The sequence below is a fragment of the Pseudomonadota bacterium genome (genome assembly GCA_036141575.1).
In the GTDB taxonomy this organism is placed as follows: Bacteria; Pseudomonadota; Alphaproteobacteria; order UBA2136; family JAPKEQ01; genus JAPKEQ01.
On record JAYZXF010000015.1, the window covers coordinates 1 to 18,323 of the forward strand.

Annotated in this window: 20 protein-coding genes and 2 tRNA genes; 15 read left to right on the forward strand and 7 right to left on the reverse strand. The window is 45.6% G+C overall.

What is annotated here, in order from left to right; all coding sequences use genetic code 11:
* The 3 genes from VX730_06565 to VX730_06575 all read left to right on the forward strand — a co-directional run.
* On the forward strand, window positions 1-336 hold a 336-nt coding region (locus tag VX730_06565; protein ID MEC9292047.1), incomplete at its 5' end, for an SCO family protein.
* A 110-nt stretch (window positions 337-446) separates the two neighbouring features.
* Window positions 447-1,013 (forward strand): hypothetical protein, encoded by a 567-nt coding sequence (locus VX730_06570; GenBank protein ID MEC9292048.1) that lies wholly within the window; start codon window positions 447-449, stop codon window positions 1,011-1,013.
* A gap of 36 nt (window positions 1,014-1,049) precedes the next feature.
* Window positions 1,050-1,676, forward strand: coding sequence for a hypothetical protein (locus tag VX730_06575; protein MEC9292049.1), 627 nt, complete (start codon window positions 1,050-1,052; stop codon window positions 1,674-1,676).
* A 99-nt stretch (window positions 1,677-1,775) separates the two neighbouring features.
* On the opposite strand, the gene VX730_06580 is transcribed toward VX730_06575, so the two are convergent.
* The gene (locus VX730_06580) at window positions 1,776-2,369 is read right to left on the reverse strand and encodes an ABC transporter substrate-binding protein (protein ID MEC9292050.1); all 594 of its coding nucleotides are present in this window, start codon (window positions 2,367-2,369) and stop codon (window positions 1,776-1,778) included.
* A 206-nt stretch (window positions 2,370-2,575) separates the two neighbouring features.
* A complete protein-coding gene (locus VX730_06585; protein ID MEC9292051.1) occupies window positions 2,576-2,914 on the reverse strand; it encodes a hypothetical protein in 339 nt (112 codons plus the stop codon).
* A 188-nt stretch (window positions 2,915-3,102) separates the two neighbouring features.
* Between VX730_06585 and VX730_06590 the strand changes: the two genes are divergently transcribed.
* The 5 genes from VX730_06590 to VX730_06610 all read left to right on the forward strand — a co-directional run bounded on the left by VX730_06590 (window position 3,103) and on the right by VX730_06610 (window position 8,901).
* Window positions 3,103-5,391 (forward strand): NADP-dependent malic enzyme, encoded by a 2,289-nt coding sequence (locus VX730_06590; GenBank protein MEC9292052.1) that lies wholly within the window; start codon window positions 3,103-3,105, stop codon window positions 5,389-5,391.
* Window positions 5,392-5,442: 51 nt separating this feature from the next.
* Window positions 5,443-6,390: a hypothetical protein gene (locus VX730_06595; GenBank protein ID MEC9292053.1), complete on the forward strand. Its 948-nt coding sequence runs from the start codon at window positions 5,443-5,445 to the stop codon at window positions 6,388-6,390.
* 94 nt (window positions 6,391-6,484) lie between these two features.
* Complete coding sequence (locus VX730_06600) at window positions 6,485-6,898, forward strand: hypothetical protein (GenBank protein ID MEC9292054.1); 414 nt, start codon at window positions 6,485-6,487, stop codon at window positions 6,896-6,898.
* Window positions 6,899-7,064: 166 nt separating this feature from the next.
* Complete coding sequence (gene mgtE, locus VX730_06605; GenBank protein MEC9292055.1) at window positions 7,065-8,441, forward strand: magnesium transporter; 1,377 nt, start codon at window positions 7,065-7,067, stop codon at window positions 8,439-8,441.
* A gap of 121 nt (window positions 8,442-8,562) precedes the next feature.
* Window positions 8,563-8,901, forward strand: a complete 339-nt coding sequence (locus VX730_06610) for a hypothetical protein (protein MEC9292056.1) — start codon at window positions 8,563-8,565, stop codon at window positions 8,899-8,901.
* A 170-nt stretch (window positions 8,902-9,071) separates the two neighbouring features.
* Here VX730_06610 and VX730_06615 read toward each other — a convergent pair.
* Window positions 9,072-9,147, reverse strand: a tRNA-Asn gene (locus tag VX730_06615).
* A gap of 43 nt (window positions 9,148-9,190) precedes the next feature.
* Window positions 9,191-9,265, reverse strand: a tRNA-Cys gene (locus VX730_06620).
* Between the two features lie 398 nt (window positions 9,266-9,663).
* Here VX730_06620 and VX730_06625 point away from each other — a divergent pair.
* From VX730_06625 to VX730_06635, 3 genes are all read left to right on the forward strand, one after another.
* A complete protein-coding gene (locus VX730_06625; GenBank protein MEC9292057.1) occupies window positions 9,664-10,212 on the forward strand; it encodes a hypothetical protein in 549 nt (182 codons plus the stop codon).
* A 224-nt stretch (window positions 10,213-10,436) separates the two neighbouring features.
* Window positions 10,437-10,976 carry a hypothetical protein gene (locus VX730_06630; GenBank protein MEC9292058.1) on the forward strand — a complete coding sequence of 180 codons (540 nt, stop codon included), beginning with the start codon at window positions 10,437-10,439 and terminating at the stop codon, window positions 10,974-10,976.
* Window positions 10,977-11,195: 219 nt separating this feature from the next.
* Window positions 11,196-11,744 (forward strand): hypothetical protein, encoded by a 549-nt coding sequence (locus tag VX730_06635; protein ID MEC9292059.1) that lies wholly within the window; start codon window positions 11,196-11,198, stop codon window positions 11,742-11,744.
* A gap of 51 nt (window positions 11,745-11,795) precedes the next feature.
* On the opposite strand, the gene VX730_06640 is transcribed toward VX730_06635, so the two are convergent.
* A complete protein-coding gene (locus VX730_06640) occupies window positions 11,796-12,959 on the reverse strand; it encodes an aminotransferase class V-fold PLP-dependent enzyme (GenBank protein ID MEC9292060.1) in 1,164 nt (387 codons plus the stop codon).
* Window positions 12,952-14,040: a tryptophan 2,3-dioxygenase family protein gene (locus VX730_06645; GenBank protein MEC9292061.1), complete on the reverse strand. Its 1,089-nt coding sequence runs from the start codon at window positions 14,038-14,040 to the stop codon at window positions 12,952-12,954. Before VX730_06645 ends, VX730_06640 begins: the two co-directional genes overlap by 8 nt.
* 240 nt (window positions 14,041-14,280) lie before the next feature.
* Here VX730_06645 and rlmB point away from each other — a divergent pair, with 240 nt between their 5' ends.
* From rlmB to VX730_06665, 4 genes are all read left to right on the forward strand, one after another.
* Window positions 14,281-15,072, forward strand: coding sequence for a 23S rRNA (guanosine(2251)-2'-O)-methyltransferase RlmB (gene rlmB, locus VX730_06650; GenBank protein MEC9292062.1), 792 nt, complete (start codon window positions 14,281-14,283; stop codon window positions 15,070-15,072).
* 88 nt (window positions 15,073-15,160) lie between these two features.
* Window positions 15,161-15,880, forward strand: a complete 720-nt coding sequence (locus VX730_06655; GenBank protein ID MEC9292063.1) for a hypothetical protein — start codon at window positions 15,161-15,163, stop codon at window positions 15,878-15,880.
* Between the two features lie 106 nt (window positions 15,881-15,986).
* Window positions 15,987-16,490 (forward strand): hypothetical protein, encoded by a 504-nt coding sequence (locus VX730_06660; protein ID MEC9292064.1) that lies wholly within the window; start codon window positions 15,987-15,989, stop codon window positions 16,488-16,490.
* A gap of 126 nt (window positions 16,491-16,616) precedes the next feature.
* Window positions 16,617-17,486 (forward strand): glycosyltransferase family 9 protein, encoded by an 870-nt coding sequence (locus VX730_06665; GenBank protein ID MEC9292065.1) that lies wholly within the window; start codon window positions 16,617-16,619, stop codon window positions 17,484-17,486.
* On the opposite strand, the gene VX730_06670 is transcribed toward VX730_06665, so the two are convergent.
* Window positions 17,483-18,193: a M50 family metallopeptidase gene (locus VX730_06670; protein ID MEC9292066.1), complete on the reverse strand. Its 711-nt coding sequence runs from the start codon at window positions 18,191-18,193 to the stop codon at window positions 17,483-17,485. The two genes, VX730_06665 and VX730_06670, sit on opposite strands and share 4 nt — an antisense overlap.
* Between the last annotated feature and the right edge of the window lie 130 nt (window positions 18,194-18,323).

Here is an 18,323-nt window from a genome sequence, read left to right on the forward strand (position 1 = left end):
GAAGAAGTGCAAGAGAAAGTCAACCTTGTGTTTGTAACGGTTGACCCTGAGCGTGATGACCCGAGCTTGCTTGCACACTACCTTCCAAACTTTAGTGAAGACTTTATTGGCCTTACGGGTTCACAAGAAAATATTAAGAACATGGCAAAAGTCTACAAAGTGTATTACGCCAAGGATGAGCGCTCTGATTTAGATGCGCTTGGTAACTACCTTCTGAACCACAGTTCATACATTTATTTAATGGATACCGACGGTGTGACAAACCTTGGCTTCTTTAAGCATGAAGCGCCTTCTGATGTGATTCGTGATGGTGTTTTGCAGTTCGCTTATAAATAGGTGTCAGCTTTTTTCTGGCCTGACATTTTTTGCCTAAGGGACATAGAATAATTTTTTCATAAGTACGTAGGTTATTAACAAAACCAATACGTAACTTGTGAGGTGCACCTATGTTCACAAAAACCATTGCTGACTCTATTGTTGGGTACTATGAAGCTGCGACACAGCAAATGCATGAGCAGTTTGAAAAGAATGTTGAGGACTATCAACATTATGTGCATGTATCGCACGGTCTTATTCATAAAGCAGAAGCATTGGTTGGCCTTGTTGGTGAACCTGAGAATCCTGGTTTCCCAATTGAAAGTGTGCCCGAGCTTGGGGATGTTGTTCCACAGCTTGTGGAGCAAGAGCCTTCTAAATTTAAGAACAAGGGCATGCGTTTAATTTACGCAAACCCAAAAGAACTATTGGTTGATGCCAATTCTATTTATTACTCATCAATTCAAGAATCCGTAATTCTCTGCTTTGACGGTTCTGTCATTGCGTCACGTATTGGCTATGAGGGGACGCGTCCTGTGTACGCGGATGTTGCTGCGTTTGATACGCTGAGACACCTCATTCGTTCTGACCGCTTTGGGCCGACGGCTCAAAAAGAGATTTTCCATAACTACTTGCTCTATACAAAGGGCAAGGGCGTTGAAATTGAACATATGCACGTGGGTGCAACAGCGGCATAAGGCAGGCTTAACGAGAAAAAGAGAAGGGTGACATATATGGTAGGGCAAACATTGGCAAAAATGGTGGTGAATTATTACAAGCAGCGTGCCGAGTTGCAAACAGCAGAATATGAGAGAGCTCAAACGCAAAAGGAAAGGCAGAAAAATAGCATTATGGGTCGTGCGCAGGCCGCGTTTGCTATGAGAGGGAACATTGAGATTCCTGTCCGTCGTATGGGCGCTGTTCCTGAAATGAGAGATGTGATTGCTTGCTTGACCAATAAAGTGGCTTCACTAAATGAAAACGGAATCTTCCCAATCTATGCCGACCCGCAAGAGGTGGAGAGTCATGCAGGTTCTCAAGAGAAAGTGGCGCAAAGCGTTGTGCTATTTTGTCCAGGTGGATCCATCATTGTTTCTACAATTGGTTATGTGGACGGGCTCCCTGAACAGGCAAAAGTGGTGGACTTTGAAACCATTGAAGCTCTGGGAGCTGCTAAAATGTTTGATTCTGCGGCCTTTTCAGATATTGCCATGAACTACCATCTTGCTATGCAGTACGGGGAAGTGAACATTGGTGATGTTGTGATTGGTATGCCAGTGGTTGAGACTGAAGAGGCGGCCCCACATATTCAAGAAGTACGTGAAGAGCAGCGCTGGGAAATGCTTGAACAAGAAGAGTAAACCGTTTCATCTTACCTAAACCCTACCCGGTATGTTGCCCTTAACGTAACAGGTAAGCATGAAAAACACCCCGCAGACAGCGGGGTGTTTTCTTGTCGTTTAGCCTTTGCGCAGTGCTTCAAGAACAGCATTAAAATGGGGCTGCTGATCGAAGATATCTGCAATGGCGCGTCGTTCAGAAAGAAGCATGTTGATGCCTTCAATCGCCATGTTGAAGAACTTATAAGTATTGGTGAGCTTAAATTCTGCGTTCACCGAGCCTTTACCAGAGCGGTGCACCTTGGCTTTAATCAAAAAGTAAGGGGTGCCACGGCGATCATGTTTAATCGCGCTGCTTTCAATGGTTAGGCCATTAATGCGCTGTTTTGCCAGTGCACGGCCATACTTTTTAGCCATGTAGGTTTTAAATGCAGTTGTAAACTGTTGAATTTGGCTTGGGTTCAGGCTTCTGATCTCGCGACCAAGTGCATTATGCGCAAGGCTTCTCATATCACCAAATTGGGTGAGAATGCGCTCAAAGCGACTTGTGCGTTCTCCAGCAGGCTTCGTGACAGCTTGGGTCATCGCTGCAAACAAGTTCTGCAGGTGACGCTCAGCTTCAGCTGTGCTGGCCAGAGCCGGGGAAGCCGCGGCAAGGGCTGCAGTAGCGGCACCAAAGGCCAGAAAATTTCTTCGAGAAAAATTCAATTTCATGAAAAAGAACCTCCAGGCTTAACGTACAGCTGTCTGAACAGGACTGAATAGGTGGAGTGATATGTTGTCATAGGGTTTTCTCCGAGATAGAGAAGAAAGGGAATAAGATCTTTATCACTCTATGGATACCTGCTGAGGGTAGGAGGTGTCAAGCAGGAGTACAAAAAAAGAAAAGCACCGTAATAGTGCTTTTCTCTGAAATCGATTTAGGCTGGGCGCACATTCAGCAGGGTTGCCCTGATAATAAACGCAGTGGCGCTACTATTGATTGTTTCAAATTGGGCAGATTCAATGATGACAGCGTTACAGCCATTACAAGAAGCAATGTCTTGCAGCAAATTTTCACGCGCCAACTCTTTTTCTTTATTCATTTGAAAGCGCGTTACATCATCTTTGGTTACATCTGAATCTTCACCATCAGCACCTTCAGGTTTGTCGTTGGTATAACCCATAACAACGCTCATGGCGAGCTTTTGAGGTTTGGTATCCGTTGGAATTTCATCCATGCTGTTGAAGAAGGTGACGCCGTCTTGGGAAGTGTTCACGAGAAGCATTATGTATCTCCAATATGTCAGAGGAAAGGAAAACAGGTAGAGAATATCCTTGTATAGTCTCTGTTGCATTCTAGTGTCAACCTTTGGCGTACAATTGGGTAAAAATGAGGTTCTAGATTGGGATAGGGGGCGCTTTTCGTTATAGTGAATACGGTTAACCGCAAAAAAGAAATAAGAACATGCCGAAAAAGACACCTAAAACATCTATTGATGCTCTTGCGTATCACTCACTTCCAAAGCCAGGAAAATTGGAGGTTTTCCCATCTAAGCCTTTGATTACTCAGGATGATTTGAGCCTTGCTTACACGCCGGGAGTGGCAGATGTGTGTAATGTGATTAAAGACGACCCTTCTCAGGCAGGTCTTCTCACAACAAAGAGCAACTTGGTTGCTGTGATTACCAACGGTACGGCAGTCCTCGGGCTGGGTAACATTGGTCCACTGGCCAGTAAGCCTGTGATGGAAGGGAAAGCGGTCCTCTTCAAAAACTTCGCACAGGTGGATTGCTTTGATATTGAAGTCAACGAAGATGACCCTGACAAGCTTGTTGATATTTGCGCCGGTATTGCGCCAACATTTGGCGGTATTAACCTAGAAGATATTAAAGCGCCAGAGTGCTTTATTGTAGAAAAGAAGCTTCAAGAGAAACTCGATATTCCAGTTTTCCATGATGACCAGCACGGTACGGCGATCATCTTCCTAGCGGCGATTATTAACGCCACAAAACTGAATAAGAAGAAAAAATCATCGCTTAAAGTGGTGTGTAATGGTGCAGGGGCTGCTGGCCTTGCCTGCATGAAGATGCTCCATGCGTGGGGCGTGCCGAAGAAGAACATCACCATGGTGGATATTGATGGTGTGATCTATCAAGGTCGTGAGCAAATGAACCCATATATTGAAGAGTTTGCGGTGAAGACCAAGAAGCGCAAACTTGAGCAAGTGATTGACGGTGCGGATGTGTTCCTCGGTGTTTCTGTTGGGAATGTTCTGAAAGAGTCTATGGTGAAGAAAATGGCGAAGAACCCTGTGATCTTTGCTATGGCAAACCCAACACCAGAGATTATGCCAGACGTTGCAAAGAAAGCCCGTCCAGATGCGATTGTAGGGACAGGTCGTAGTGACTTCCCGAACCAAATTAACAACGTGCTGTGCTTCCCGTACATGTTCCGTGGTGCCCTTGATGTTGAAGCCACGTGTATTAACGATGAAATGAAGATTGCAGCGGCAGAAGCCATTGCTGGCCTTGCACGTCAAACAGCAGACCATAGCCTTGTGAGTAGCTACAAGAACGCTGAGCAGCTGAAGTTTGGCCCTGAGTATATTATTCCGAAACCGTTTGATCCGCGCCTATTGAGCGTAGTGTCTCCAGCTGTGGCAAAGGCTGCGATGGAGAGTGGTGTTGCTCGCAAGCCATTAGCTGATATTGCCGCATACACAGAGAGCTTGCGTGGCCGTGTGGATGAAAGTTTTGGCATTATGCGCCAAGTCTTTATGAAGGCAAAAAGCAACCCACAACGTGTCATCTTCCCTGAGGGCGAAGATCCGCGTGTGCTTCGTGCCGCACAGCAGGTGATTAATGAAGGCATTGCAAAACCAATTATTATTGGCCGTGAAAAGATTGTCAAAGAACAGTTGAAAGCTTCAGGTGTTACGATTAAACCGGGTAAAGACTTTGAGTTTATTGACCCAAACACTTACGACAAACTCGACCATTACGCCGAGATTTATTACGGCATGCGTAAACGTAGCGGAATGCTGCCACCTGAAGCCGCAATTGCTCTACGTAGCCGCTGGACAGCCCTTGGCGCTGTAATGCTACATGAGAACGATGCAGATGCCATGGTAGTTGGTGTAACAGGTCGTTTTAGTAAGTTTGCCCGCGCCATTCAGCCGATTATTAAAGCCCGTGACGGAGTGCAAAACTTGTATGCTCTTCAATTGGTTATGCATAAAGGGCGTATGTTCTTTATTGGGGATACCAACGTGAATGTAGATCCTTCACCTGAGCAAATTGCTGAGATGACGCGCCTTGCACATGAAGAAGTGAAGCACTTTGGTATGGAGCCTCGTTTTGCGCTGCTGAGTCACTCTCACTTTGGCTCTCATGAAAATGCAAGCGCAGAGAAAATGCGTCAGGCGTACCGTTTGATCCGTGATAATCATCCTGAGATTCTGGTTGAGGGTGAGATGCAGGCAGACGCCGCTCTGAACATGGAAATTATGGAACGTACATTCCCTGATAGTCAGCTGACTGAGCCTGCAAACGTATTGATGATGCCAAACCTAGACAGTGCCAATATTGCCTTTAACATGGTGCGCAGCATTATGCGTAGCGGGGAGACGGTTGGGCCGATCCTTCTGGGTATGGAAAAGCCTGTGCATATTCTAAATGTAAGTGCCAGCGTGCGCCAAATTGTGAATATGACAGCCCTTGCTGTTGTAGAGGCCAGTGCCAAGCAAGAGGGGTAAAAGATCAGCTGTATTTTCAAAATTATTGTTGGGGTATGCATTTCCGTACTCATGCATACCTCTGCTTTTTCAATAAATTTTGTTGCAGCAGGGGCACCTCGGCCTTTGGTAAAAGAGGCGGATTGGAATAAGCTTTTTCAGCATTTAAGTGAAAATAGCATTCATACGTTCTTTCCAACGTTTCAGTATCAGGAAATACCAAAAGCAAAATCATATGGGTATGAAGCTTTATTTGGGGCAAATTGTTCATCAGAAGGTACGGCTTTTAAATCCTTAAAAGCCTATGGTATAAAACTTATATTACCTACTGAAATTCTTTATCCTACAATAGGTTCAATGAACTCAAATGTTTCTCAAGACCCTTTACAGAAAGTGATTTCTTGTGCTGGAGGTGTCGAGAATATTGCAGGCATTACAAGCTATGATGAAGCTGTGTTACATGGAAAAACTTTAGGTGAGGTGGAGCATTTATATAAGCATGTTAAGCGCATTGCACCAGAGATTCCTGTTCTAATGGTGCATGCACCTATTGTGCTAGATAAACCTCAGTTTCAAACTGTAAAACTTACAGAGGCGTATTTAGATAAGGTGAAAGAGTTTTCAGTATTTTCTGATATTGTTGGGTTTGATGTATATCCAGTACCAGCTCTTGTGGCGCAGGTAGCAACGCCCAAAAATAAATTGAAAAGCTATGAAGGTGCGACTGCTGTAGCGGAGTATGTACACTGGATGCAGGAAAACCTAGGGGATAAAGAGCACTTGATGGTTCTTCAAGGATTTTCTTATGATGATTTATATGATGAGGCGTTTTTGAAAAGAACAGTTCCTGAAAAGTTGAGGGCTTATGTTAATGCACCAACTTATGAAGAGCTAAGCCACATGGTACGTGTTTCCAAAGAGCAGGGCGTAAATATGATTGTTTGGTGGGGGCAGGGGAGTTTAAAGTCTATCACGCAAAAGCCTTGGCCAAGTATTTTAGAGATATCTGCTCATAAATAGGCGTGTATACATTGTTGTGTAGAGGTTAACTTCATGCTATAACAAGGATACTTTCACCCTATCTTTCCGTTTTCTTTTCAAAGGAGTCTCCTTGATGAATACGCTCACATCCGTTCTTGTGAAAACACCGGCGCTGGATGGCATGCTTTATACGGTTCGTATGACACTGAATGATACGCCGATTGGGGTCTATCAGGCCGTGACACCAGAGGTGTATGAAACGCCTTTTACATCCATGGAAGATGCGATCTATATGGATGTTCCGCCGTCAGCGCACAACGGTATGAAAATTGCGCCTGAACTTGTGGCTGAGGGCCTCTCTCATGGCTTTCCACAAGAAGTTATGCAACCGCTTCTGTTGATGCACATTGAACATATCATTCGCGATATGGAAGGTGTTCGTCACATTCCTGTGTTGAATGATCCGTTTTGTCGCATTCGCCAATACCAAATCAGTGATACACGCTGGCAGTCCTTGTGGGTTGAACTGAAAGCACGCCTGTTTTAAGGCATAAAATCGAATAGAGCGCCCCCTGCAACAGTAGGGGGCGCTTTTTGTGGCTTGCCTTTATAACCCCCTTGAAAACAGCGGCATTCCTTGTTAGCTTAGTGGCATCTAAGTACAAGATTTACGTCTATACATATAACAAGAACGAGATTGAGGAGGGAAGATCATGACAGCGCCATCAGATCCTAAACAAGCACGCCATGACTTTCAGCCCTTAACAGACACGCTTTATAAAGAGGTTTGGGACGCTTTACGTGAGGAAGACCAGGCTGGAAGCGTTGTTGAAGTTCTTCTTACTCTTCACCCGAGTGATATTGCCGAGCTGATTGATAAGCTTCCACCAGAGAAGCGTGAGTTAATTGTACCGTGCATTCCCAAAGATGTATTAGGGGAAGTGCTTTCTGAGACATCTGATGCGGCGCAAGAAGGGCTTGTTGAGCAACTCGCGAATAAAGACCTTAAACAGGCTTTTAAACAACTAGATAGTGATGATGTTGTTGATATCGTCCAGAATATGGATGGTGAGGTTGCTGAAAAAGCCATTAAAGCGCTTTCTAAAGAAGAAAAACAGCTGGTTAAATATGAAGAAAATACAGCTGGATCCCTCATGCAGCTTGAGGTTTACAAAGTTCCACTGGATTGGACAGTTGGCGACGTGATGGCGGATTTCCAAAAGCCGCACGATAATTTGCCTGATAATATTCATAGTGTCTTTATCACTTCTCCAGATAGCGTGTTGGTAGGGAGTATTTCCCTTTCTCGTTTGGTGCGTTTAAAGGCGAAAGATAAGCTTCTAGATGTCATGCGTCAGAACACATATCGCTCTCTTACAAGTGAAGATGTAGACGGCGTAATTGAAAAGTTTGAAAAGTATGACCTGATTGACTGTGCTGTAGTGGATGAAGCAGGGCGTCTGGTGGGTATGATTACTATTGATGATGTCATTGATGAAGTTGAAGAACGTCATGAGAAAGAGCAGCTGAGAAGTGCTGGTCTTGATGGGTCTCAAGATGTGTTTGCTCCTGTCGCAGATATTACAAGGCAGCGACTGCCGTGGTTGATTGTAAACTTATTTACAGCGGTTCTTGCCTCTCTTGTTATTGCCCTGTTTGAAGAGCAAATTGCAACACTTGTTGCGCTTGCGGTACTTATGCCGATTGTAGCGAGTATGGGCGGTAACGCAGGCACGCAGACTTTAACGGTGACTGTTCGTGCTATTGGTATGGGGCAGGTGACATGGCAAAATGCCTTCATGCTCCTTAAGAAAGAGCTCACGGTTGGCAGTTTTAATGGTTTATTCCTCGCATTTCTTCTCGCGATTGGCGCATGGCTGGTTTACGGCAACTTCATGCTCGGTGTGGTGATTGCCACTGCAACGGTGATTGTGCATGTGCTGGCTGCTATTGCAGGGTATTTGATTCCTGTGACACTTAATAAGCTCGGTAAAGACCCTGCAGTCTCTTCTGGTGTTCTTCTCACCACCATTACAGATGTGGGTGGATTCTTTGCTTTCTTAGGGCTTGCGGCTGTTCTTCTGCTGTAAGTTTATGATTAATGGAGATTTCCATAAAAGAGTAATGCAAGCTTGACTTGCTTACTTTGTGTTCCTTTTGATCGTTCCTCTTCTGGGAACGAGGGAATGCTTTTTCTTGGAGAAAAAAGATATGACTTATCAAGCACAAGTGAAAGACACGTTCAGAATCATTAGCAAGATGCTTCGTGAAGCATTTGGCTATCTGGTCACTCTTTTGCTTCTGGCAGTTCTTGTGGGCACTGCTGTGGCGTTTATGGAGGTTTCTTCATGGACGTTTATAGAGGCCTTTAGGGTGACGATCTCTATTGGGTGCATCATGATTATTGGCGGCGGCTATATGATCGGTTGCATGTGCCTGGCTGTGACAGCCTTTGACCGGAACGCCCCATCCCACCGTGGTGTCAACCATATTGGGGGGTGGCTCGGCGTGATTGGCTTCTTGAGCCCTTTGACGCTGTATCTGCTCTGAAAATCGAAAACACCCCGCTATTGGCGGGGTGTTTGCTTTTTTTAGAAGGCTACTACACCCCAAAAAGTGCTGATCGCAATTGCTCTAGTTCTGCCTCTGGCTGTTGGTGCTGACGTTGGCCGTTTGATGTGTAGAAAAATTAAAACCCCCTCGGTTGAGGGGGATTTAAATGGCTCCGATGACAGGACTCGAACCTGTGACCCAATGATTAACAGTCATTTGCTCTACCAACTGAGCTACATCGGAACAATATTTTGTATCCCTTGGCTTCCTTAAGTTGTGAAACCAATGGAGGCCGGAGTGGGATTCGAACCCACGCATGGCGGATTTGCAGTCCGCAGCGTTACCACTTCGCCATCCGGCCTGTGGGTTACGAGGAATACTTTTATCTAAACTCTCTGTATACGTCAATGGGGAATATGAAAAAAAATCACATTAGTTTTCTCCTGACAGTTTTTTCAGGAAATGGTTAAGGGGGCTTGTTTGTGGGCATTTTAATTTCTGACAGTTGTCTGACAGGTTTGAAATATAAAGGAAAAGCTTGAAAAACTAGGGGTTTTGGAGTGCTTTTTAGAGGGGGGGAGTGGTGTGCAAGTCTGCAACAGGGATGTAATAGTTTGTTACGAAAAACATAATAATTTGACTCTTCGGAGTCGGAAAAAGATGCACATGGGAGATATGAATGTGTTATTCTCTCTAGTGCACATATGTGTCGAACAGGTAGGTGAGACACGTGCCAAAAATAACGAAAGGAAAATCGCGATGAAACTCATGAAGCTACTTTCTGCTACGTGTGCTGGTGTAATGGCAGCCGCGTCAGCACAGGCAGCAACGCAAGGTATTGCAGGCCCAACATCTACGGGTACCCTTGCTGTAACAATGGACATTCTTGAAGAAGTAAAAATTAGTAACCTAGCGGATATCGCTCTTGGTCAGTATGTACCAGGTGGTGGTGACCTTACAGGTACTTCTCCAGTATGTGTTTACTATAACAACGCAAACCAATACGACATCACACCGACGTCTGCAAACTCTGCAGGTCCTGGTTACCAGCTTAACCTTGGTGCTGATAACGTAGCGTACACTGGTGAATTCCAGAACGACCGTGTTGGTGCTGGTGCCTTTACGGCATTTAACGAAACAACAGTGTACACTGTAAACACTGCAACAACGACAGATGATGACTGTGTAACTGCGACTGACAGTACGTCTACTCTGCGTGTGCGTGTAACAGATACTGGTTCACCACTTCCTGTGGCGAACGGTTCGTACTCAGATACAATTACGCTTGTAGTGGTTCCAAACCCGTAAGCTAAGATTTGTACATGTCTGAAAGGGCCCCGCATGGCGGGGCCTTTTTACTAAAAACCCCTATCATTCCACGAGTTATAATTTTTCTCTGATAGATTCAAAATATAGGCATTAACTTTGCAAGTAAAACGCGAAGTATGTGTTACCCTATACAGGTGCACAGATAGATCGAGCAGGTACGCGAGACAAGTGCCACAATAATAAAAGGAATCGCGATGAACGTCATGAAGACATTTTCTGCGACATGCGCCAGCGTTATGGCTGCTGCATCCGCTCAAGCTGCTACCCAAGGAGTAGCCGGTCAAACATCTACAGGTACTCTTGCCGTAACAATGGATGTTCTTGAAGAAGTTAAAGTGAGTAATCTTATTGATATGAACCTTGCCCAGTATGTTCCCGGCGGTGGCGACGTCGTTGGAACGTCTCCAGCTTGTGTGTTCTATAACAATGCAACTCAATATGATATTACAGCTACGTCTGCCAATTCAGCTGGTCCGGGTTACCAGATGAACCTTGGTGCAAATAATATTCCTTACGGACTAGAATACCGTAATGATGCTCTGGGTGCAGGTGCGTACTCAAATATGAACGAAACCGTGACCTATACTGTAACCACAGCCACAACAACAGATGATGACTGTATTACTGCTGGTGGTGACACGTCTGATATTCGCGTAACGGTAACAGATACAGGTTCACCGCTAGGTGTTCCAAACGGAACCTACACAGATACAATCACGTTTGTGGTTCAGCCAAATCCATAAAATATTTTTTATTTTACGAAGGCCCTGATTTTCAGGGCTTTTTTCGTATGCAAAGTTTGAGGAAGAGGGAAAAACTTAAGGCGGGTCTATGGTTTTGGCATTTAACGTGCAAGTGATTCTGCAAATGAGTATATCGCTCTCTTTCGGAGCTTTATGTTTTGGGTATCAGACATGTAGGTCAGTGCCTTGAATAAATAACAATAATAAGGAAATGCAATCATGAAATTTATGAAGCTACTTTCTGCGACATGCGCTGGTGTGATGGCTGCTGCTTCTGCACAAGCTGCTACTCAGGGTACTGCAGGTCCTACTTCTACAGGTACTATTGCTGTGACAATGGATATCCTTGAGGAAGTAAAGATCAGTAACCTTGTAGATATCGCGCTTGGTCAGTACGTACCTGGTGGTGGTAACCTTACGGGTACAACGCCAGTATGTGTGTACTATAACAACGCAACTCAGTACGACATTGCCCCAACATCTGCAAACTCTGCAGGTCCTGGTTACCAGCTTAACCTTGGTGCGGACAACGTTGCTTACAACGCTGAATACCAGAACGACCGTCTAGGTGCGGGTGCGTTTACAGCCTTCGATGATGGTTCAACGTACACAGTGAACACAGCAACAACTACGGATGATGACTGTGTAACTGCGACTGGTGATACATCTACAATTCGTGTAACAGTAACGGATACAGGTTCACCTCTTGGTGTAGCTAACGGTTCTTACTCTGACACGATTACGCTTGTGGTTACTCCAAACCCGTAAGCTGAACTGTACATGTTAAAAGGCCCCGCAACGCGGGGCTTTTTGCATGGGTTAAAGAGAGTGGAGAATGTCGCTCAGCGCGCTCACATCTGCACTTGTGTGATAGATACCAAACCCAAAGCGAATGCGTTCACCACGTACATCAGTCAGAATATTTTGCTCTTTGAGCTTTTGGTATAGTTCTGGGCTGTTCGGGCTTTCATAGGTGAGGAACTGCCCTGTGTGCTCTCCTGGAACGTTAACCAGCTTGCCGAGGTTAATGTTATGAGTCTCCTTTACAAACTGCTCCTGAAGTTCTTGTGTATAGGTTCTGGCAGTTTGTGGCGTGATGCCTTGCTCGTCCATCCACTTAAATACGCTGCGCATACGGTATAGGCCCGATGGATCAAATGTAGCGCCCATAAAACGCATACCGCCTTCGGCATAAGGGACTTCAGTTTTGTTCTGTTGAGCTTGGAGTGTACCAAAGGATGCGTACCAACCGGTGTTGCGTGGTCTCATACCATAGCTATTGGGGCAGTACATAAAGCAACAGCCTTCACCGCTCATGGCGTATTTGTAACCACCAGAAAGGAAGAAAGCGCGGTCTTTAAACGGGGTCCAGTCGATCGGCAGGGCCATAAAGCTATGGTAGCCATCAATCACCACAAATGTCTCGCTGTCATTAATAGCGCCAATAATGCCTTCAAGGTCTTGCATGATGTAACCACTGTTAAAGAGGGTGTGGCTGAGAAAGACCATATCAGCCTTTTGCGTTTGAAGCGTTTCTTTGAGGCGAGTTTCGTAGGTGTCAAACGGCTCTGATGGTACTTGTATCCATTTGACTTTGCTCTCTTCTTGTAGGCGTGTCATTTGGCGATTAAAGCTATGGAATTCGCTATCTGAAGAAATAATGGTTGGGTTTTCTGGCAGGCAAGAGAGAAGCCTGTTGACCAGTTCATGTGTATTGGGTGCAAAGCAGATGTTGGAGCTGTTAGCTTCATTTAACCCTATGCGCTTCGCGATGCCTTTTTGTACGTCTGGCACAATGCTGCCAAATACCGTATCCCATTTATCATCAAGGTTTACGGCCGCATCCTGCCAAGCTTGCTTTTGGCCTGCAAGGCTTGCATCAGGCCATGGGTGATGGCTATGGGCAGCAAAATGGCTGGTATGCCCAGAAGCCGTTTTGTGATGCTTAAGGGAGAGGCTAAAGTGTTCTGCAAAGTTACCCATAAACAAAGCCCATTTCTTTTTGTACGTGCTCAGGCAGGGTTGGAAGGCTTCTGCGTGGAATGAAGAATGTTGAAATTTCAAACAGTTCGGGGAAGAACTTGAGCTTCTCAGCACCTTCACGTAGGTAGTCATGCCCGCTTGAGCCACCGGTACCAATGCGTTGACCAATAATACGGCGCGCCATCAGCATGTGGCGGTAGCGCCAAAGCGTGAAGGTTTGGTCAATATCCATTAGCGCCGTTAGGAAGCGGTGAGGCAGGTGTAAAATCGGCTCGTCTCTATACAGGTGAATCAGCATAGAGGCTTGCAAAGCGCTATGTGTAAATGTGCGGCGGCCTTCTTTCACCATGTTTTCATGTGAAGATTTATCAAAGATCGTCATAAAGGCATCTTTGGTTGTTTTAAGGCGCTTGAGTTCACGGTCTCTGCGCTCTTCATCCAGAGTATCGTTGGTTTGAATGCTCGCTTCATCTTGTTTGAACATGCTTTCAGCAGCACTTTGGTATTCGCCCCAGAAGTCAAAATCTTGCATATTGAGGAAAGGCATACGGCTGAGCCAGTCATTTACAAGCTCAAGTAGGCTTGGGGAGTTGAGGGATTCTTGTACGCGCTTTTGTTCTGGCTCTTTAAGAGAGGCAATGTATGGCGTGTCGCCAAGTTGCACGCGGCGTTCAGGTTTCATGCCGAGGCGGTTTTCAATCATGCGGAACTGCCAACTTTGGAAGCCAGACGCAGGAATCACGTAATCTCTAAATTCCATGAAGTCGAGCGGTGTCATGGTTTCAAGAACATCAAGTTGGCTGAGCATGAGCTTTTGGATTTTATGAACACGCTCAAGCAAGTGAGTGGCTTTACTAATATTACGCTCAGGGAGATCGTCACCTGTCATGAGGTGGCACACAGCATCGAGTTCAAATAGGATTTGCTTAAACCAAAGCTCGTAGGCTTGGTGGACAACAATAAACAGCATCTCATCATGGGCAGGGTTGCCAGCTTTGGCGCTTTCAGGCTCTTGTGCAGTTAAAATTTTATCGAGTTGCTCATAGGTATGATAATAGATGTTTTTATCTGCATTGCTCATGCACAAAATCCTTATTTTATTGTCTGGCTTGCAAAAGTCTCAACCCTATCTTTTCCTTTTTTCAGCGCTTATGTATGGAGATATACACGGCACTTTTCAAAAAGAAATATCTAGGGGATATTTTGCAAACGCTTTTTATTAAGCCTTTTATTTTTACTTGGTCTGAAAAGAAAAGGCAAAATATTCTTGTGATGGAAAAGGTTGTGGTATACAACGTCTTCACACAAGAAAGGTTTAAGTATGAGTTTCCGTCCAAAGCATGAGCGTAAAGCAAAGCCACAAGGTGGTAAGTTTCACGGTAAAAAAGGCGCACCAAAGAAATCTGGTGGCGGTGGCAGTGGTACGTCATGGCTGATTGGTCGTCATGCGGTTGAGGCTGTGCTTGCGCAGGGGAAACGTGACGTGCTTGAGCTACTGGCAACAGACCAGCAAGCGGAATGGATTGAACACTACGGGTTCCGTCCTGTGATTTTGAAGAAGCAGGAGTTTGATAATAAGTTTGAAGGCCGTCCGCACCAAGGTGTAGCTGCACGTGTGGCGCCACTTCCTGAGCTGTTTATTGAGGACGTTCTTGAGAGTGATGTACTTCTTGTTCTTGATCAAGTGACAGACCCGCATAACCTTGGTGCCTGTCTGCGTAGTGCTGATGCCTTTGGCTGTGGCGCTGTGCTTGTGCCAAGTTATAACAGTGCAGGTGTGAGTGATGTGGTTGCCAAAGCGGCAAGCGGTGCGCTTGAAACCGTTCCTCTTGTGCAGGCAGGTAACATGAACCGTGCTATTGAAAAGCTACAAAAAGCAGGCTTTTGGGTGGTTGGTCTTGCTGGTGAAGCAACTGAAACACTCAGTGAAAAGCGTCTAACAGGTAAAATTGCACTGGTTATGGGCAGTGAAGGTGAGGGGATTCGCGATCTTGTTGCTAAAACATGTGATGACCTTGCTAAAATTCCTATGGTTGGAAGCGTTGAGTCCCTTAACGTATCAGTGAGTTCTGGTATTGCGCTTTATGAGGTGCAGCGTCAGCGTTCTTCCTAAAACATAATTTTCATTTTACAAAGGCGTATATCCCCCTTTATAAAGGAGGCATACGCCTATCTCGTTATTCTCTTTTTAGGAACATCTCATGTATTGGGAAAGAATGTTTGATTCAACACTGTTTGTCAGTGTTGATATGGAGTCCGACGGGCCAACGCCCTATCGGAACAACCTTTTGTCATTGGGCGCAGTCGCCTATGTAACAGATACCTTTGTGGCCAATAGCCGCTGGGGGCTTAAATGCCGTGGCTTGCGTCGTCTGTCGAGCTTCTTTAGCGAAAATATTCGCCCGCAAAAAGGCGCGATGCCTGATGAAAATACCATGAAAAATTTCTGGTTTAAGGATGAGCATCATATGGCGCTCTATCAAGCTACACAAGATCGCCAAGTGCCCATTGAAGAAGGGATGGCGCGTTTGGTGCGATGGCTTGAAGATATACGCAGCATGGCAAGCTACCCAGCCGAAGTTGTGCCGGTGGCACGTCCTGGTGCCTTTGATTTTCGCTGGTTTAGTGATGCTTTTGCTATGGCAGGTGTTGAAAACCCCTTTGGAAACACTGGTGTTGATATGCAGTCCTACTTGATGGGCTTGCGCCATGGGCAGCACTACCGTGATGCGAAAGCCTCCACTTGGAAAGACTCTTGGGCAAACCCGCGTTATCCGCATACCCATATTGCGGTTGAAGATGCAGCCGCTCAAGGTGAAGTTTTCCGGAGTATGTATGAGGAAGGCATTAACCGCTGGCCTCGTTCGTATTTGGCACTCAGAAAACTGCGCAAACGCCGCTTGCTAGGCTATGAAGATTAATCGATGAAGAAAACCCTCTCCTGATTAAGGAGAGGGTTTTTGCTGAGGGAGTTTTTTTGTTAGCCTTCATAAGGATATAAGTGAGTGGTGTATAGGAGGTTACGATATGCGTTTACTAAAAATTTTAATGTGTGGAGCTGTGTTGATGCTGTCGGCGCAAACCCATGCGATTTCTGCAGGTTCTGAAGGCGTAAGCCGTCAGGTAAGTGCGCTGAATTTAGCCATGAGGTCGTTCAAAACGGTTACAGAAGCACGTGCAGCCGCAATTGAGACGGACCTGTCAAACTACAAGGCAACAACAAATGCGCATATTAACAACCTGACAAACCAGATCAATGCGCACAATGTATGTGCCAATCGCTCTAAGCTTTATGCGCCAAATGATGCAGATGCGGACGGTAAAGGCTGTATTACTGCAAGTGCTGGAACGGTAGAGAAACCAAATTGTACAAGTACTCAGAGATATGTGCTTAATGCGTCAACAGGTAATTTAGAGTGCCGTAATACGTCAACAGGTACAAGTTCTGGTACGAGCTGTAATGGTCCGGGGCAGTTTTATGCTCTGAACACGCGTACAGGACGTGTGGAGTGTCGTACTGAAAGGCGCTAATCTTTAAATATGAAACGTCAAAACCCCTTCCTGACATCAGGGAGGGGTTTTGTCAGTTTTAGGGGTTGTGTATCTCGCCAAAAGTAAATGTTAGGTTTTTTAGGGAGGAACTGACCTGTGACAAACATGAAAGATTTTAAGTTGCTCATTGCGCCACTTGCGGGCTTTGGCGACTATATTCTATTGAAGGGTATTATTGAGGCGTTGGACGAGGTGTATGATGTCTCGCTCATGAAGGGGGATGAGAAGATGCTTTCTTTCTTGTTCCCGTGCATGAAGCAGGCTGGTCTTGATGCTGTTGGTTCTTTTGATGGTCTTGTAGATTTAAATGTATATGCGGATGTGCAGCCTGAAGTGGGTGATGCGCGACTGGTGATGGGGATCCAAAACAAACTTGAGCAAGACCTGTATGGTGCTTATACGCACCCAGATCATAAGCATGTGAGCGATATTGTGTTGGATGAGCTGCACAATAAAGGGCTGCATATTGCAGAAGATGCGTTTGCGCTTGCGCCGCAAATTTCAGTAAATGCCAATACGGTGGACCGTGTTCTAGATCGCTTTGCGCTGGATGAGGGGCAATACACAGTTCTTCTACCAGGGTCTTCTGAGCGCTTGAAGCATAAGCGCTGGCCGCATTACGCAGAGCTTGCAAAAGAGATTGATAAAGAGCTGGAGCAGCTTGTCTTCCTTGGGACATCTGTTGAAAAAGATCTTCTGCATGATGTGCAACAGGAGGCAGGGCATGGCTTAAAGGTTATGGACCTTGCACCAGATGAGTCTGCAGCGCTTCTATGGGCATCTAATGCAGTTGTAGGGAATGATTCAGGCTCAACGCATCTGGCAGCCTCTGTAGGGGCTGAGGGTGTCATGCTCTTTGGTCAAGGGAGTAGCCCTGAAACATTTGCGCCGCGCGGCAGTCTCATGAAGCTTCTGCAAAAGGATGATATTGCAAATATCTCTGTGAGAGATGTTCTGGAAAAACTTGCGGCTTAAAATGGCAGGCTTTGAGTAAGCACAAACCAGGCTTCAGCTTTATTTTGATATAAGTTAAGAAGATAGAGGTAGCTGAGTGCACCTGCTGCAAAGATGAGCCAAAGCACCACCCATACAATTTCTGGAATAAAGGTAATGTTAGCGAGCTCTGCGCCATCACCAACATGTCTACCATCAATAAGGTGAGTTGGAGCAATGAGTGCACCTTTCATAATGTAAAGCCCTACAAACTCTAGGTACCATGGGAAATGGTGTAGTAGGTTTGCATAGTAAATAGGAAGGCCAAGTGCGCATATCATCAGAATCATAATCAGAAGTGTGATTGGATCTCTCACTGAAAATATTGTGACAGCAGCAAAGAGGCCAATAAGAATGCGCAGGACGTAAACTTGATCTACAGCCGTTAATGTGCCGTTTCCAATTTCCCAGCCTACAAGGTAAATGGCCATGCCAGCTATAACGGCGCCAAGGTAACCTGCGAGCAGCACAAAAATACGAATACCACCTCTGGTGACGCAGTAGCCGCTGCCATCCCAATTCAGTTTGATGCGTTTCATCCAGCCGAACGTAACTGTTGCAACCAGGCCATGGCTCAGCTCATGGAAAAAAGTTTCCATCCAGTCAAATGGACGACTTACAAAAGGAAGCTTTGCTAAAACAATGCCTAAGGCGATAAGGCCGATAAATAATGCTGTTTCGAAATTCATAAAAAGGAGTGTGCACCATCCGCGACCCTCTTGACAAATGAATTTTTCTTTGAACTTTCTCTCATTTCACACTTGACATTTGGGCCCAGAGGGCGTATGAAACCCTTTAGTTTGCCGGAGTGCGTCTATG

Bases quoted from the DNA above. Each gene is read 5' to 3' on its own strand.
- VX730_06570 (MEC9292048.1), top strand. From the start codon at position 447: ATGTTCACAAAAACCATTGCTGACTCTATTGTTGGGTACTATGAAGCT.
- VX730_06575 (MEC9292049.1), top strand. From the start codon at position 1,050: ATGGTAGGGCAAACATTGGCAAAAATGGTGGTGAATTATTACAAGCAG.
- VX730_06580 (MEC9292050.1), bottom strand. From the start codon at position 2,369: ATGAAATTGAATTTTTCTCGAAGAAATTTTCTGGCCTTTGGTGCCGCT.
- VX730_06590 (MEC9292052.1), top strand. From the start codon at position 3,103: ATGCCGAAAAAGACACCTAAAACATCTATTGATGCTCTTGCGTATCAC.
- VX730_06595 (MEC9292053.1), top strand. From the start codon at position 5,443: ATGCATACCTCTGCTTTTTCAATAAATTTTGTTGCAGCAGGGGCACCT.
- VX730_06600 (MEC9292054.1), top strand. From the start codon at position 6,485: ATGAATACGCTCACATCCGTTCTTGTGAAAACACCGGCGCTGGATGGC.
- mgtE (MEC9292055.1), top strand. From the start codon at position 7,065: ATGACAGCGCCATCAGATCCTAAACAAGCACGCCATGACTTTCAGCCC.
- VX730_06610 (MEC9292056.1), top strand. From the start codon at position 8,563: ATGACTTATCAAGCACAAGTGAAAGACACGTTCAGAATCATTAGCAAG.
- VX730_06625 (MEC9292057.1), top strand. From the start codon at position 9,664: ATGAAACTCATGAAGCTACTTTCTGCTACGTGTGCTGGTGTAATGGCA.
- VX730_06630 (MEC9292058.1), top strand. From the start codon at position 10,437: ATGAAGACATTTTCTGCGACATGCGCCAGCGTTATGGCTGCTGCATCC.
- VX730_06635 (MEC9292059.1), top strand. From the start codon at position 11,196: ATGAAATTTATGAAGCTACTTTCTGCGACATGCGCTGGTGTGATGGCT.
- VX730_06640 (MEC9292060.1), bottom strand. From the start codon at position 12,959: ATGGGTAACTTTGCAGAACACTTTAGCCTCTCCCTTAAGCATCACAAA.
- VX730_06645 (MEC9292061.1), bottom strand. From the start codon at position 14,040: ATGAGCAATGCAGATAAAAACATCTATTATCATACCTATGAGCAACTC.
- rlmB (MEC9292062.1), top strand. From the start codon at position 14,281: ATGAGTTTCCGTCCAAAGCATGAGCGTAAAGCAAAGCCACAAGGTGGT.
- VX730_06655 (MEC9292063.1), top strand. From the start codon at position 15,161: ATGTATTGGGAAAGAATGTTTGATTCAACACTGTTTGTCAGTGTTGAT.
- VX730_06660 (MEC9292064.1), top strand. From the start codon at position 15,987: ATGCGTTTACTAAAAATTTTAATGTGTGGAGCTGTGTTGATGCTGTCG.
- VX730_06665 (MEC9292065.1), top strand. From the start codon at position 16,617: ATGAAAGATTTTAAGTTGCTCATTGCGCCACTTGCGGGCTTTGGCGAC.
- VX730_06670 (MEC9292066.1), bottom strand. From the start codon at position 18,193: ATGAATTTCGAAACAGCATTATTTATCGGCCTTATCGCCTTAGGCATT.